The organism is Saccharopolyspora sp. NPDC050642, from assembly GCF_040654735.1.
Taxonomy (GTDB): Bacteria; Actinomycetota; Actinomycetes; order Mycobacteriales; family Pseudonocardiaceae; genus Saccharopolyspora; species Saccharopolyspora elongata.
The window spans coordinates 23,518-39,056 of sequence record NZ_JBFAIN010000039.1 but is presented as its reverse complement, the minus strand read 5'-3'; the positions used below and the strand labels follow the sequence as shown (position 1 = coordinate 39,056).

General features: G+C 70.4%; 1 protein-coding gene (running past one end of the window). It reads left to right on the top strand.

Features of this window, described 5'->3' with window-relative positions; all coding sequences use genetic code 11:
- Positions 1-15,539 carry the 3' end of a hypothetical protein gene (locus AB0H93_RS36475; protein ID WP_358579582.1) on the top strand. 20,944 nt of this gene lie to the left of the window's left edge, so 15,539 of the gene's 36,483 nt are visible here — the last part of the coding sequence; the start codon falls outside the window, past its left edge; the stop codon is at positions 15,537-15,539.

Genomic DNA, 15,539 nt, shown 5'->3' with positions numbered 1-15,539 from the left:
AGCCCTTCGGTGGCGAGAAGATGAAGCTGCTGCACGCCGACGACATCGAGAACGGGTTTGTGCTGACCGATCCCGGCCGGGTGGTGTATCGGTGGCTCGACGATGACGACCTGCAGGCGCACTTCAGTCCCGATGCCACACCTTTGACCCCGAAGGAGCAGGGCTTCCGCGCGGTGGACCGGAACGCCGGCAGCACGCTCAAGGACCACGTCTTCAGCAAGGGCCGTAAGCAGTTCGTGTCGACGACGACCGACCCGGACTTCGCATACCTGGCGCGCAAGTACCGCTACACGATCAGTTCGAGCCAGCCCGGCATCGATGTCGTGAAGACGTTCCGCGCGCACAACACCCAGGCGATGACCTTCCGTGCGGAGCGTGAGGTCGCGTTCGTCGGCGAGATTCCAGCCGGCGACATCGTGGAGATCCTCGACTACACCACGGGGGAGTTCCTGTGGCGGCGCACCGAGCAGCCGCAGACCGAAGAGTCCTCAACGCCGGGCAGGACCGGCGGAGACGAGGACACCTGGCTGGCCGGGCACTCGCACGACGACGCCGAGCTTTCCGCTGACAAGGAGAGCAAGGACAAGGTCAAGACGCAGGACGACGCGGAGCAGCCGCATCCTCCGGCTGCCGGGAAACTGTCCCAGCCGGAAGCGCGGCTGGAGCACACCATCGGCGAAGACGGTCTTTACTCCCTGCGCAACGCCGACACCGGCGATGTGATCGCCTCCGGAGTCGTCGAGGGCAGGGTCCAGGACGCGGCCGACGAGCTGTACCGGGCGGTCCTGGACGAGGCCAAGAAGTCCGGGACGAACTTCCGCCCGCTCATGCTGGGCTGGATCCGCGGCGACTTCCTGAACGCTTACGAAGCGGCCTACCGAGCCGGAAACCCGGGCAGGATGGCGCAGGTCGTGAACGATCTGCTGCCGGAGATCAAGAAGCATTTGATCCCAAGCCGCGGTGGGCTGCCAGGTGGTGCGCGATTCGAGCCGGACTCGCCGAACTCCGGCCTCGACCTGGGCGGCCACCCGGCGGAGTCCTCCAGCGCTGGTGCTGCCCGGGAACAGCGGCTCGCCGACGCGGACCCCGACCTGCTCGTCTCCGTCAACGACGGGGACGAGTTGGCCGGGGCCCGCGCGAAGCTGCTCGACGAATTCGGGCTCCGGTCGGCAGACCTGGAGATCTTCCGCGACCGGCTGAGGCTGCTCGGCCGGGAGGAGCGGCTGGGCCGGAGTGATCTGGAATCGTTCCGGTCGTACCTGGGCGAGCACGGCCTGACCCTGGCCGGGGCGCGTGCCGGTGAGCGCTTGGGCCGCTGGGGGCACCTGCTGCGCGGCGGGCCGGGCTTGTTCGACGGGCTCGAAATCCTCCTCCGCCCCCGAGGCCACCGACTGCGGTCGCTGATCGCGAGCTGGCTGCTGAACACGCCCGAGGTGCCGGTCGCGCCGGGCCAGTTCCGGTCGGTCCACCTGGAGCAGATGCTGCGGGACGGTTTCGACGTCAGCCTGCTGGTCAACCGGGATGCGCCGCGCAGTCTCAGCCTCGGCGGGGGCAACTGGATCACGCCCACGCCGTCCGGACAGCAGGACTCGCCGGTCCAGAACGCCCCGAAGAACACGGTTGCGAACCAGAACACCACCGGGGAGGAGCAGGGCGCCGGCAGTGCGAACCAGGACCTGGTCGGCGCCATGGAAGCGGCCCTGAACCCCACCGCAGGGCCGTCCACAGTGGATGAGAATGCCGCTTCGGCGGCCGACGGTGACGGCCAGCAGGAGCCGACGCCCGCGCCGGAGGCGAACGCGACCGGGCAGTACCAGCCGCAGCTGGCCGAGGTCGAGAATGGTGACACCGACTTCTCGGCACTGCCCGACTACGGCACCGACGGTCCCAAGATCCGGTTGCTGCGGGAGCAAGGTCTCGACGCCGAGCACCAGTCCTGGTTCACCGGCCTCGCGAACCTGGACGGCGCCGCGCTGGCGCGGTTCACCGAGTACCTCGCCGACGCCGGCCGCACACCGCAGGACCTCGCCTCCGCCGGGACGGACTCGGCGCGCGAGCTCGTCGCGCGCTGGCTGCTGGGCCTCGGTTCCGAGACCGAGATCTCCTCGCGGCAGGCGATCGGTTTCGCGACGCTGGCCCACTCGCTGGAGCTCGATGCCGAAGACCGGCTGTCCCTGGGCCGCTACGCGACTTCCCACGACCACGCGGACATCGCGCAGGCGGTGTCGGCCGTCGCAGAGCAGCTCGGCGCGTCGCAGCAGGCCGTGCTGCAGGTCGCGACCCGCGCCGGCGTCCACCCGAGCCTGCTGGTGACGGCGCGGATCGGCTCGATCCTGTCGCCGCAGACCGGCGCAGGCGACGAGCGGTCGCCGCGCCTGCGCCTGGCCGACGCGGTGGCCGGGACGCTCATCGCGAAGGGCCTGCACAGCAGCCTGCACGGCCAGCTGGCGGCCCCGTGGTTCCGCGCCGAAGACGCGCTGCAGGTGATGCGCGCGGTCGGGGTCGCCCCGGATTCCCGGGAGATGCGCCACCTCCTGCGCTGGTTCAACGATCTCGGCCGCATCCCGACCGGCCTGGCCGAGGCCGCGGCGACCGCGCAGATGGCACCGGCCGCGCTCGCGAGGGCGGCCCAGGACCTGATGATCGGCCCGCACGAGGCCCTGCTCGTCGTGCCTGCGCTGCGGCAGGGGCAGAACATCCAGCAGATCACCCTGGGACTGTTCAACGCCGGGCTGCCGAGGTACGCGATCGAACCGGGCGAGTTCGAAGGGCAGTTCAGGCAGTTCGCCTCGATGCTGGAACGCCACGGCATCGAGTTCGTGGACTACCCGGCCTTCGCGGCCTTCGCCGGTGAGCGCGGCGCGCAGGGCACCCTGTTCGCGCTGGCGGACGACCGGCTGGCCGACCTGGTGCGGCAGTGGCGGCAGGCCGCCTCGCCCGACCAGGCGGCGGAAACCGGCCAGTCCGCCGAACAGTCCAATGAGGACGACGGAGTCGGCGAGCCGGACCCGGCGGCGACGCCGACCGAGCCGGAGCAGCCCTTGGCGAGCACGTTCCCGGCCTACTCGGAGAACGACCCGCAGCACGGCGTGCTGCCGTCCTACTCGGCCGAGCACGACACCGGGTCCGACGACCCGTCGCCGTACGCGGCCGAGCACGGGACGGCCGAGGACGGAACTCCGGCGGCGCTCGCGGCGAGGAACACCGCTGCGCAGGAGCTGGGACTGATCGGCCCCGAACTCCTGCGGCCGTTCTTCCCGGCGCTGGACGCGCTGGCCGGGGACGCCGACCAGGTCGCGACGTTCGTGGCCCAGCTCCAGGACATCGCGGTGCTGCTGGGCCAGACCTCCGACGCGGACCGGCACTGGCTGTTCACCATGGTCGACCACATCGTCCAAGGCGAATCGGACGGCGCACGCCGCGACCCGCTGTCGGTGCTCAACACCATGTGGTTCATCCAGGGCGCGGGCATCAACGGGTTCGCGGACTTCCGATCCCAGCCGCTCGGCGACGGCCTGCTGGCCTGGGACGAACTCGTCGCCGCCCACGGCTGGCAGCCGTTCGATGGCCAGGCCCACGCGCTCCTGGACCAGATGACCGGCCAGCAGTACGACTCGACGCGAGAGACCCTCGGCAACGACGCGTTCATGCGGCTGGCGCAGCTCGCGGCAGACCTCGGGCTCCCGGCGGGAGACCCGGTGCTGCGGTCGTACTCGGCGCGACTGCTCCACCGGGTGCCCACCGAACTGCGAGACATCGCGGCACGAAACGGCATCCCGCCGCAGGAGGCCGGATTCCTGCTCGGGGTCGCCCGTACGCTCCGGGTGCAGCCCGCCGTGCTGGACGCGTTCGGCGCCGAACTGCGCGAAATGCACAGCCTGGCGGGCCACGAAAACCCTGCCGTGGCGGCGGACATCCTGCTGACCCGCGACGCTGACTGGCTGCGGGGCTTCACCGCCAGGCTGCGCGACCAGGGCGTAGAGCTGCCCGGCCTGGACGGCGTCGGCCGGTTGGGCACCCCGCGCGGATGGGGTGCCACCCTGCGGAACGGCCTGGCCGCGGTGATCAACGCTGCCCGCTACGGCGTCCGGCCCCAGGAGCTGGCCGACTTCGGCCGGTACCTGGAGGTGCGCGGGCGTTCCCTCGACGGCGCCGACCCGCGTCACATCGAGGCGTGGCGGGCCCGCCAGCTGAACGTGACCCCCGGCCGGCTCACGCTGGTACAGCGGACCGTTCCGGGCTTCGACGCCGGCGGCCTGGTCGACCTCGCGGACCGGCACGGGCTCGGGCCGGAATCCCGCCGACTGCTGCTGGAACTCCAGGTGGCGAACCGGATTCCGCTGCCCGAGCTGGCCGCCGGGCTCCAGGGGCGGGAGGACATCCCCGAAACCCTGCGCGCCTGGTACGAAAGCGGCCTGGACGACCTCGGCGAGCTCCGCGCGAAGGCGGTCGAGGCGAACGCGAACCCCTACGAGCTGCTGACCCTGGCCGACCACCTCAGGCTGGGCGGAGACGCGCTGCCCGAGCTGCTGGACCTGCACGTCTTCGCCGGTCCGCTGCTGTCCGAGCTCCACTCGCAGCCCAAGCCGGAGGCGGCCGAGCAGCTGGCGCGGCTCCAGCAGTGGATGCGGGAGTGGTACCAGCCGACGGCCGCGAACCGAATCCAGGGCGGCTACCAGGCCGGTGACCTGGACCGGGCGTTCTTCCAGGCGCACGCGCACCCGACGCGGTTCGAGGCGTACGCGCGATCCACGCGGGTGGACCACCCCGATGCGACCGACGGGGAGGTCACCGAGCTGGTCGCGGCCGCGATGTACGCCGACGGCCTGATCGAGGACGTCGTCCCGGACTTCTGGGCGCGGCATCGCGGCGGCGACCCGGCGGCCCTCGTCGTGGCGGCGGTGGTCGACGCAGGTATCCGCCGCTCCCCGCAGTACAACGGTCCGGTTCTCGACATGCGGGTCCCGGTGGGGCTGGACGCGTCGCCGGAGCCGGGCGACGTGCTGGTGCTGAACGAGCCGCTGACGCGGTGGGTCGCCCCCGGCACAGCGGACCCGAACCTGATCGAGGCGACCATCCTGCCGCACTCCTCCGGATGGCTGCACTTCCACGAGACCGGCCTGATCGGGTACCCGGTGGCGCCGACGGGCAGCGCCTTCCGCGTGACGAGCGTCGAGCCGATCGTGCTGGAGGAAGTCGCGGTCTCCGGTGACGAGACGTCGTCGGAGAGCAGCGTCTCTTCGGACAGCACCTACCAGCAGGACAGCTCCGACGAGCCGGGCGACAGCGACCTCCACTCGGCGACCTCCGGCGAGGAAATCGCGGCGCAGCAAGACGAAACCGGCAACGAGGAGCCGGTCAACTCGCTGGTCGACCAGTTCATGGCGGAGCTGAACCGGTCGCCGGACGACGGGGAGGCGACCCAGACCCACGTCGATCCGACGTCCGCAAAGCAGTCGGAAACGCTGCAAGACTCCACAGTGGACAACAATGTCGGGGCGACCGAGGAGACCTCGAGCGGCTGGCAGGGCAGGCTGAGCCGCGCCGACGACGGCGAGCCGCTCGACGTCGAGATCCTGCTGTCCGGCAACGGGCACACCCTGCTGATCGACGTGCTGGGCGCCGCGCACCTGGTGACCGAGCAGACGCCCCGCCCCGGCGGCATCACCAGACTGTCCTTCGCCGCGGACGAGCACGTGGACATCGACGCGACCGGCCGTGTCCACGCGTTCCAGGTGACCTCGATCCACCTGGAACACATTCCGGCGCCGGAGAACATCTCGCCGAGCCAGGTCTCGGAGCGCTGGGGTGCGCCGAGCGTCGCCGACGACGGCACGGTCACGCAGCTGTCCGCGGACGGGCGCTGGCGCCGCACGGCCGACGGGGAGCAGGGCCGGATCACGATCGAGCTGGTCGAAGAGGGGAACCACGGCGAGCAGATGACCGGGCGGCTGCACCGGCCGTCCCAGTTCCGCACCGAGTTCGGGCAGGTCCAGGACTCGGCCCTGCTGGCGGAGTACAAGTTCTACCGGAACGACCTGACGGACTGGTTCGGCGGCACCGAGACGGCCCTCCTGACGGCCCACGTCGGCAGCCACCACCCGGTCGCGCCCGCCGCGAGTCCGCAGCCGCCCGGCGATGCCGCGAACCAGGGGCACACCGACCGGATCTTCCCGCCGCCGATGTGGCGGACGGACGGCCAAGTCCTGTACCGGGTGGACGGGCGCAGCCCGGAGCAGTACTTCCCGGGCGGCTTCCGCTCGCAGAACCCGGAGAACTGGTTGCCCGCCGGCGGTCTCGACAGCGGACCCGACGACCTGGCGGAGGGGCGGAACCAGGACCTCGCCCAGTACGTGAACAACAACTACAAGTCGATGTACGTCTCGACCTCGCGCGCGGCGGACTTCTCCCAGAACACCACGCGCTGGCAGACCGAGATCGTGACGCCGCACGGCGGGATCGACGTCAACGCCACGCTGGGCCTGGCGACCAACAAGGCGCACGAGCTGGAGATCGCGTTCCTGGAGGTCGGCGGCGAACACCTGCGTTCCGCCCGGTTCCAGGGCCTGCCGGACCTGCACGTGGTGAACCCCGATTACCGGGGCGCGGCCGGCGGCTCGATGCCGGACCAGAGCCTGACCAGCATGATCACGCTGACCAACCTCCTGCGGCGGCGCGGTGCCTGGTCGGGGGAGATGCTGGCGGAGGGCACCACGCCGGACCCGGCCACTGAGGACGCGTTGGTCGAGGCCATCCGCGACGCCGTTCAGGACCTGGACGAGCAGGTCGCGTTCGAACTCGGCGTCTCGCCGGAGCGCCTCCGGGAACTGCGCGCCGGCGGTGGTTTCGACGAGGGGCTGCTGCTCGACCTGGTCCGGGCGTTCGCGGCGGACGACTCGATCAACGCCGCCGACCTCATCGCGCTGAACCAGCTCGCCGGTGACCTGCACCAGTACCTGGAGATCGGTGGCTTCAACGACCGCGTCGCCCTCTACACCCGGCTGAGCGGTGACCTGGCCGCGCTGCGGGATCAGCTGGTCGAGGACATCGCCTGGGCGAACGAGTGGCACGACACCGAGCTCGTCGAAGCGCGCGTCACGGACGCCTTCGAGCCGCAGAATCTGGATGCCGCCAACTACCAGCGGATGTGGACGGGCTCCGAAGAGCTCGAAGACGCCTTCTACGACGTTTATGACGCGGTTGCCGACTTCGGCAGCGGCGGCCCGCTGGACGCCGCGCTGGTCGCGGCGAACCACGCCGCCTCGGGCAAGATCCACGAGGCATACCCGGCTTTCACCGGCGATCTCCAGCGGCAGCGGACGCGGGCGATGCTCGTCGAGGCGTTGGTGAACCAGGGCGTGCGCGAGTTCCCGCCGTTCCACGGCAACGAGGTGCACGGTGAAATCCGCTGGGCGGGCTGGCTGGGCGACCTGCGGCCCGGCGCCGAGCTCCGGCTGCCGACCGCCGCCTTCGGCTCGGCCACCCCCGGCGAGGGCACCGCGAAGGTCGTGTTCCGGTCCCAGCCCGGGACGAACCTGCAGTCGGCGCATTCGCTGTTGGACGGGCGAGTCGGTATCCCGGCGGGCACCACCTTCCAGGTGGTGTCGGTCAGCGACGGGCAGGTGGTCCTGCAGGGAGCCGGCGTGGAACCGACGACCCCGGACGACGCCGCGGGCACGTCGGCGGAAGAGGGAGCCGCGCGGCAGGCGGAGCAGTCCCCGGCCGACGCTCCCCTGCAGTGGCTGGAGCAGCAGGGCCTGCAGGTCCTGGCCGATCAGGAGTGGTTCGACGCCTCCCGCGATGTGCCGCCGCTGCGGGACCTGCTCGAGTTGGGGCTACACCCGGGCATGCTCGCCGATTTCGCCCTGCGATTCGGCTGGATCCCCACCGAGGTTCCGCAGGTCGCGAATGATTTCCACCTCGATCCGGGTGCTCTGCTCCATGCCTCCCTGGTCCTCAACGCGCGGCCGGGCGACCTGGCGATGCTGTTCTCGGCGGAGCTGCGCCGCCGCATGGACGACGACTGGGTGAAGTGGATGCGCGGCGGGCTCGACAGGCTCGGCCTGCGCGAGCCGAGGGCGTTCGAGGGTGCGGTGAACTACACCCGGGGCCTGGGGCTGCGGCTGGACAGCATGGGCCAGCACCTCCTGCTCAGCGACCTCTCGCGCGGCCTGGGCAATGCCTTCGGCGGCCTCACCGGCGAGTTGACCCGGATCTTCTTCCGCGAGTTCCAGGCGCTCCAGGCCGGCCCGGAAACCGTCGAAACCGCGGTGCGGAACTTCGCGGCGCTCGCGACCACCGGCCACTTCGAGGGCCAGGTGACCGGCGAACTGCAAGAACTGGTCGATGGGCTCCGCACCCGCAGCGAACAGGACGGCTGGCAGCCGATTTCGCCGGAGGACCTGCTGCGCGCAGCACGGTTGTGGCCTGGGAACTTCTCCTCCGCCCCGCCGGAGAACACCACGTCGCAGGGTGCCGCGGCCGCCACGCAAGCCGGGGAGCAAGGCGGACCGCCGCAGGGATCCACAGTGGAGTCAACCGTCGTTCTCGGCGAGATCGACGAATCGTCCACGATGAGCGATGACGCGTCGTCGGCCGGCACGCGGCAGCCGGAACCCACCGGTATCCAGGAGGTGGCCGAGTCCTCGGCCACCGCAGCGGCGCGCGCCGGGGAGAACCCGGCGGCCGCGGTGGCGCACACCCCCGTGTGGGGGGAGCGCACCGAGTTCCGGCACGAGAACTCGACGGACCCGGTCGGCCACTTCCGGCTCGACCGGGCCGGTGACCGCGTGCTGCTGGTCGACCGCCTCGGCGCGGCCCACCTCGGGACGTGGAGCCGGGATGCGGACGGCGCCCTGCTGCTCGAATTCCGCCACCAGAGCAATGCCGATTCCGGGTACCGCAAGATCATCCGTTTCGACGAGGCCACCGGGCACGTCGTGCAGGAAGACGTCCTCGCGGACCCGGACGACCTCCCCGGCGGGGACGCCATCCAGCTGACGCAGAAGAAGGCCCGCTACGTCAAGCTGACCCAGATCCCCGAGCACGCCGAGGTCGAGCGGTGGGGAGCCCCGGAGACGCGCGGTGACCAGGTCGTCCAGGTCAGTTCGGACGGGCTGTGGCGGCGAACCGCCGACCTCGGCGGTCATGTCGAACTCACCCCGATCGGCGGCGAAGACCGGCTGGCGGTCCATGCGAAGCTGCTCGACGGGAGTTACCACTGGTACCTGTCGAAGGAGCCCGGGGCGAACGCCTTCGCCACGACCCGGATCGGTGAATGGCACGCGGTCGTGCCGAACCGGCTCAGCCGGTACGCCCCAGCCGGCGACCCCCTCGCGGCCGCCCTCGACCGGTCGGTGCCGTTGCGGGACGCGGTTCCCGCGCAGCTGGTCTACCTGCAGGGACCGCTCTACGTGTACCGCGCGGACATGCGGCCGCCGAGCGAGATCCGGTCGGCCGGCGGATTCTGGCCGAAGAGCGGGGAGAACGCGAACCTCCTGTCCTACGTCGCCGACAACAAGGCGTCGATCTACGTCAGCACGTCGTTGCGGTCCAACATCAGCATGTCCGGCAAGGGCTGGCGGTACCGCATCTTCGTGCCCGGCGGGATCTGGGTGAACGGCACGCTCGGGCCGAGCGCGGCGAAGCCGCACGAACTCGAGGTCGCGCTCCCCGGTGGGGTCGGCTACGAGAACGTCCACGGCTTCGAGTACCTGGGCAAGAACGAGGAGGAGTTCACGGCGGGCGTCCGCGACGTCGTGCCGGCACCGCTGCCGGCATTCGTCGAGGGCGCCAAGCAGCAGGCGTTCCTGCACAGCCCGGAGTTCGCGCCGCTGAGTGCCGCGGCTTTGTGGGAGCGGAGGTTCCAGGAGCAGCTGGCGTGGCTGGCGAAGGGCAAGTGGAGCCCCTACGCGGTTCCGTCCGGTGAGGTGCTGGCGATCGCCCGGGCTACGGGCGTTCAGCCTGCGCTGAACATCAGCACCGAGGGTGAGGCGGGCCGGTGGCACCGGCAGGAGCAGCAGCGGTTCCGCGAGCACCTGGCGATGATCCAGCACGTGCTGCAGCAGGAAGGCGAGCACGGCGCGAAGGCGCTCGCCCGCGGCCTGGCGGAGTACTCCGGCTTCTATTCGCAGCGCGGCCGCCTGTTCGGCGGGCTCCCGAACCAGGCGCAGGATTCGCAGGGATCGGACAACGCCGGGACGTCGAGGCAGACGGGCAGATCGCTGGGCGCTTCGATCCTCGACGGGATGCGGTACTGGCGACGCTTCCGGGGCTTGTCCCCGGAGGGCCGGCAAAGCGTGCTGGACAACCCCGATGAGCGGGCAGATCTGGCTCGCCGACTTCACCGGCGGAAGGTGAAGGGCAAGGACACCTACCAGGAGATCGTGACGTCGACCGGTCTTTCCGAGGACGAGATCAGGACGTTGATCAAAGAGGCTTCGAGCCCGCAGGAAAGGGCCAAGCGAGACAGCCATGGGAACCTGGTCGGCGGTGCGTCGTGGTACTGGGGGTTGATGCGGGATCTGTCGCCGGCGCAGCGGCGGGAATTGCTGGCCGACCCGGATCGGAGGGCCGAGCTGGCCCGGCGATCCCAGAAACGGCACATCTCGTACGCGGAGATCGCGAGGCTCAGCGGTTTCTCCGAGGCCGACATCAGACAGGTGGTGGCCGAGGATCGGGCACGCGATGCGCAGCGTGCCGGAGGGCAGCCGCCGACGAGCCAGACCACCGGTCAGCAAGGACAGGCCAGTGCTGGTGCCGCCAAGCGGAGCGCCACCGATGACGAATCCGGCGAGTCCGCGAAGCGGTTCCGGGAGCTCGGTGCCGGGGCGTTCTCGCCGCTGACGGATCGCGTGGACGATCTCGGCGGGGACGGCTCCGGCGACTGGATCGCGCAGCTGGACCTGGTGGACGTCGATCTGCCCGGTGCCGAGTCGTCGGCCGCCGCGGCGAGCGGCGATGCGTCCGGGGACCGACCTGCCGATGACCACCAGATCCAGGAGATCGATCCCGAAGAGTTCTTCGCCGGCTGGGCGGATCAGGCCGATGCTGGTGGGTTGGACGACGACGGCATCGGTGATCTGGTCGCCGGGCCGGTGCAGCAGGTCGTCGCGTCGGAGAACGTTCCGGCCAACGACAACGCGATCTACATCCCGGCGGATCCCGACGACAATGTCCGCCTGCTCGGCGGTGCCCGGCCGGAGTCGAACGTGCACGGCCCGGGCGAGTCCTCGTCGGCGCAGGACGCCGGGAAGGAGCAGCCGACGCCCTCCGGCCGGGATGCCGATCCGGAATCGCGTCAGGACGACGGGTCTTCGGCGGAGAAGCGGCCGTCGCAGCGGGAGAAGGATGCTGCTGCTGCGGTGAAGTCGCTGGTGCGACTGGAGGTCCGGGCGTTCAGCGCCGAAGTCAAGGCCGATGGTGGGAGTCCTTCGGTCGACGAATCCCGGCTGCAGGCGTTCCGCGAGCGCCTCGCGGGTGCTCTGGTCGACTCCGACACCAAGGGATTCGCGCGGATCATCAAGGAGCTGCGCCTGGATCTGCGTGGGCTCGACACGACGGCCGGGGCCGACCGGCGCTCCGGCTGGGAAGTTCGGTTCGACGCGCTGGAGGAATGGGCGGCCACGGGCAAGTGGAATCCCGATGCGCTGCCGTCCGGCGAGGTGCGGGGGATCGCCGACCAGGCGGGCGTGCACCGGCTCAGCCTCAACGTGACCGAGGCGGACCGGCTCCTGGAGCGGCGGCACCTGGCGATGATCGCCAAGGTGCTGAGCGAGGACGGCCCGACGGAGGCCCTGGCGTTCGCCCGCGGCTTGGCGGAGCACTTCGCCGACTTCTACCCGCCGCGCGGCCGCCTGCTCGGCCGGGGACGGGACTCGTCCGACGCGCTGCAGTCGTCCCAGGAAGACCAGGCATCGACCAGTTCCAAGCACGCAGGCGCGGGTGGAACCAAGCGACCGGCGTCCTACGAGCAGGCCGCCCCGCCCGCCAAGCAGGCGCGGACGACTCACGATGCGGCGTTCTCGCCGTTGAACGAGTCGGCGAGCGAGATCGATGGCAGTCCCGTCGATCTGCTGGCGGACCTGGACTTCGTGGACGTTGACCTGTCCGGTTCCCACCAGGAGACGGCCGGAACTCCGGCAGGCCGGAAACCCCTGCCGGGGCGGGGCACGCCGGAGCGCCTCGCGGAGCTGCAGCGGTGGCGGCAGTTGTTCGAGCAGGGCCATACCTATGTGGCCATCGCAAAGGCATCCGCGTACGAAGTCTCGAAAAACACGGTAGCCCGGGACGTTCAGTTCTACATGGATTCCGGATCCGGGACGATGGCCAAGCCGGAAGGCTCGTCGGGCACCGAGCAGCCCGGCCCGCCGCGCGAGAACAGCGGCACCGCGTCGGCGGTTCGGATGATCGCGGCCCAGGCCGGACTCCACACCTTGACCGGCGGGGCGTTCGAGGACTACGTCCAGATGGTCGGCCGGGTCTACGAGAGCGAGGGCGATCAGGCCGCCCGGGAATTCGCCGCCGGCCTGCGGGAATTCGCCGACGGTTCCGGATTCCCGGTGGACGTCCTCTTCGAAGGTGTCGAACCGGGGACCCGTCAGCTCGCGGACAACCCGGACGCCCGTGGTGGAGGCGGGGACCGTTCGTCGTCGGCGGTGGACGACCAGGCCCGGGGCGAGCGGTTGTCGAAGTGGCGGATGTTCTTCGGCAAGCGCAGCGAGAACGACATCACGGGCACGTACCTGGGCAAGAAGGTGTCGTTCTCCTCGGCCCACGTCGAGTTCACCCCGCTGACGCGGACCGGTGCGGACGGCACGGAGACGATCGGCGTCACCTTCAAGACCAAGCCCGGTGAGGTGGCGGAAAGCCTCGGGTGGGCGGAGAACGGCGGTGCCGGCAAGCTGATCGGCCGTCGCCTGCCGGACGGCATCAACCCCTTCGTGGTCGAGATGCGAGCCAAGGCCGGGAAGTTCCAGGTCAAACTGGACAACGGCATGACGGTGCAGGTCGACCGCGCGAACTTCGGGAAGCTCGTGGAGCAGTCCGAGCTGTTCCGCAGTGCGAACGAGGGGAAGACCTCGGGCTCGACCCTGCTGCTGGCCAGGAGCGCGGAGAAGTCGGGCAACCGCGACGGCTCGGTGTTCCACAAGACCTGGCTGTTCGGCAAGGAACTCGATGGCAGCCTGCACCCGTTCGACGTGGGCGAGGTCCGGATCGGCAGGCTGACCGGTGCCGACGGGAACACCATCGGCGTCTCGCTCATGACCGACCGCCAAGGCGACGAGTACTTCCCCGACAAGGAGAACGCGTTCTATCAGAAGTGGGCCAAGGAGCAGGACCACGGCCTGACCAGGCTGCTGCCGGACCTGACGCCGAAGCCCACGCCGTGGGTGCAGGACGGGGCGAAGCCCTTCTTCATCGTCACCCACGGCAAGCCGGAGGCGTTCGCGGTCCACCTGCCGTCCCCGGACGGGAAGTGGAACGACCAGCGGCTCCGGGTCGACGGAACGACGCTCGCTGTCGTGCTCGAGAAGTACGGCGTGTTCCAGGAGGCGTTGTCCGAGGGGGCGCAGGCTTTCGGGCTCTTCTGCTGTTCAGCTGGGAAGCTCGATGGTCCGGACGGTGCTGCGTGGCAGCTCCAGCGGGCAGGCGCGAGCTTCACCGGTCGCGACGTACCGATGTACGCCCCAACCGAGAAGATCTCCACCGGCTCGCAGAGCGGCGCGCCTTCCAGCAACGTCGCTGCCGGTGGCAAGTGGCGGCGGTTCGACGGGAACGACCAAGCCGACGGCGACGAGCCGGAGGTAGGCGAGAGCCGAAGCGACCAAGCCGCGAGCCACGCGCAGCCGGCCGCCGCGAGCCGAAATCTGTCCGACCAGATCTGGGACGCCCTGTCCGGCAAGGAATCGAAGCCGGATGTGCTCGCCGAACTGGTCCTGGCACCGGAGCGGAACAGCCACATCCGGGCCGAGTTCGAGCGGCTGGCCGACGGCGGCTCGCTGGAGGACTACTCGCGCGAGATCGCCGCCATGCCGGGTGTTCGCGAGGCGATGGCGGTCATCCGCTCGAACATCGACGGCCTGCCCGAGCCCGACCGGTCCAAGCTGCGGGCCTGGATCGACGACGCGGTGCTCGCGGCGTCACTGGTGCCGGTGCGTGAGGCAGCTCGCGGCGACCTGGCCGAGCTGGACCACACCGCGTTGGTGCAGCGGCATGAGGCACGGACGCTGACGCCCTACCGCCTCGAAGAGGCGTTGGCGGAGATCGCGACGCGGCTCGATTCGGGCGAGAATCCCTTCACCGCCCCGAATTCGCTCCTGTCGGGCTCGGACTACGACCCGGGGGCCTCGCTGGCGCACCGGCTCGCCGAGGTGTCGCTCATCAACCTCAACCCGGACGCGCGGCAGGCGCTCCGGAATGACGGCCTCTTCAAGGAGCTGCTGAAAGCAGGCGGAGAGGAGGTGCTCCTCGACTCGCTGTTCGCCGCCAGCGGGCACGAGGAGCAGCACTTCCTGGCCACCTGCGTCACCGCCGCCCTGAACACGGGGGCGATGGCCAAGGCGCCGACCATCGCGGGCCTGTTGCTGGTGGGCCGCAACTTCTCGGCGCAGATCCACGACATGAGGGACAACCCGCAGCCGAGGTGGGCGAACGTGCTCGACGAGCGCGATCAGCTGTTCGGGCGCACGATCCGCGAGTTGGTGACCCATCGCGTCAACGCGGCTGACGCGACCTTCGGGAAGCTGCACGAACGCGCATTGGACCTGGTCAAGGCGGGTCAGCGTGACCCCGAGGCGTGGGCGCAGATCAGCCGCGAGTGGGGCCGGACCATGCAGAAGCTCTCCGCGCTCCTCGACCTGGGCACCGGCCGCGGCTCGGAGATCCAGGTGCTGACCGAGAAGCGCTTCCCCGGCCGCTGGACCCGGAGCTTCGCCGTTTCGGCGCCGCTGATGCTGATCGACCGGCCGTTCCGGCGCTTCGCCTCGGTCAACGACGTCACCTACGGCAAGGCGTTGCACCGGACGATCTACGACGCGGGACGCGGTAGGCAGGAGAAGAAGTTCGCCGACTGGCACCGGGAACTCGGTGCGGAGGAGACCTGGAACCGGATCCGCCGGGAGGGTGGCGCGCCGGTGTGGCGCTTCGGGCACACGATGCGCGTGGACGCGGTCCTGCGGGACGGCGAGCGCGCGTACGTGCTGTACGACCCGAAGAAGGACCACGCCGACCACTACACCCCGGACGCGTTCCTGAAGTTGGCCCGCAAGCAGAACCTGCAGACCATCCTGGTCGACCCGCCCATCCGCCCCTACCGCAGCAGCGCCACGTCCACGCCGGACACGCACGCGGAATCGCAGTCGCGCCCCGACAAGGCGCTCGCGCTGGACGATCCGAATGCGTCGAACTGGCGCACCAAGCTCTTCGGGCGGCCCGGCGAGGGCTACCCCGGGCGGACGCCGAACCCCGTATTCGGCCTGGGCCCGTTCAAGTCCCGGGGGCTGGGGTTCCCGAACTCGACCGCGGGCTCCGGGCGGTGA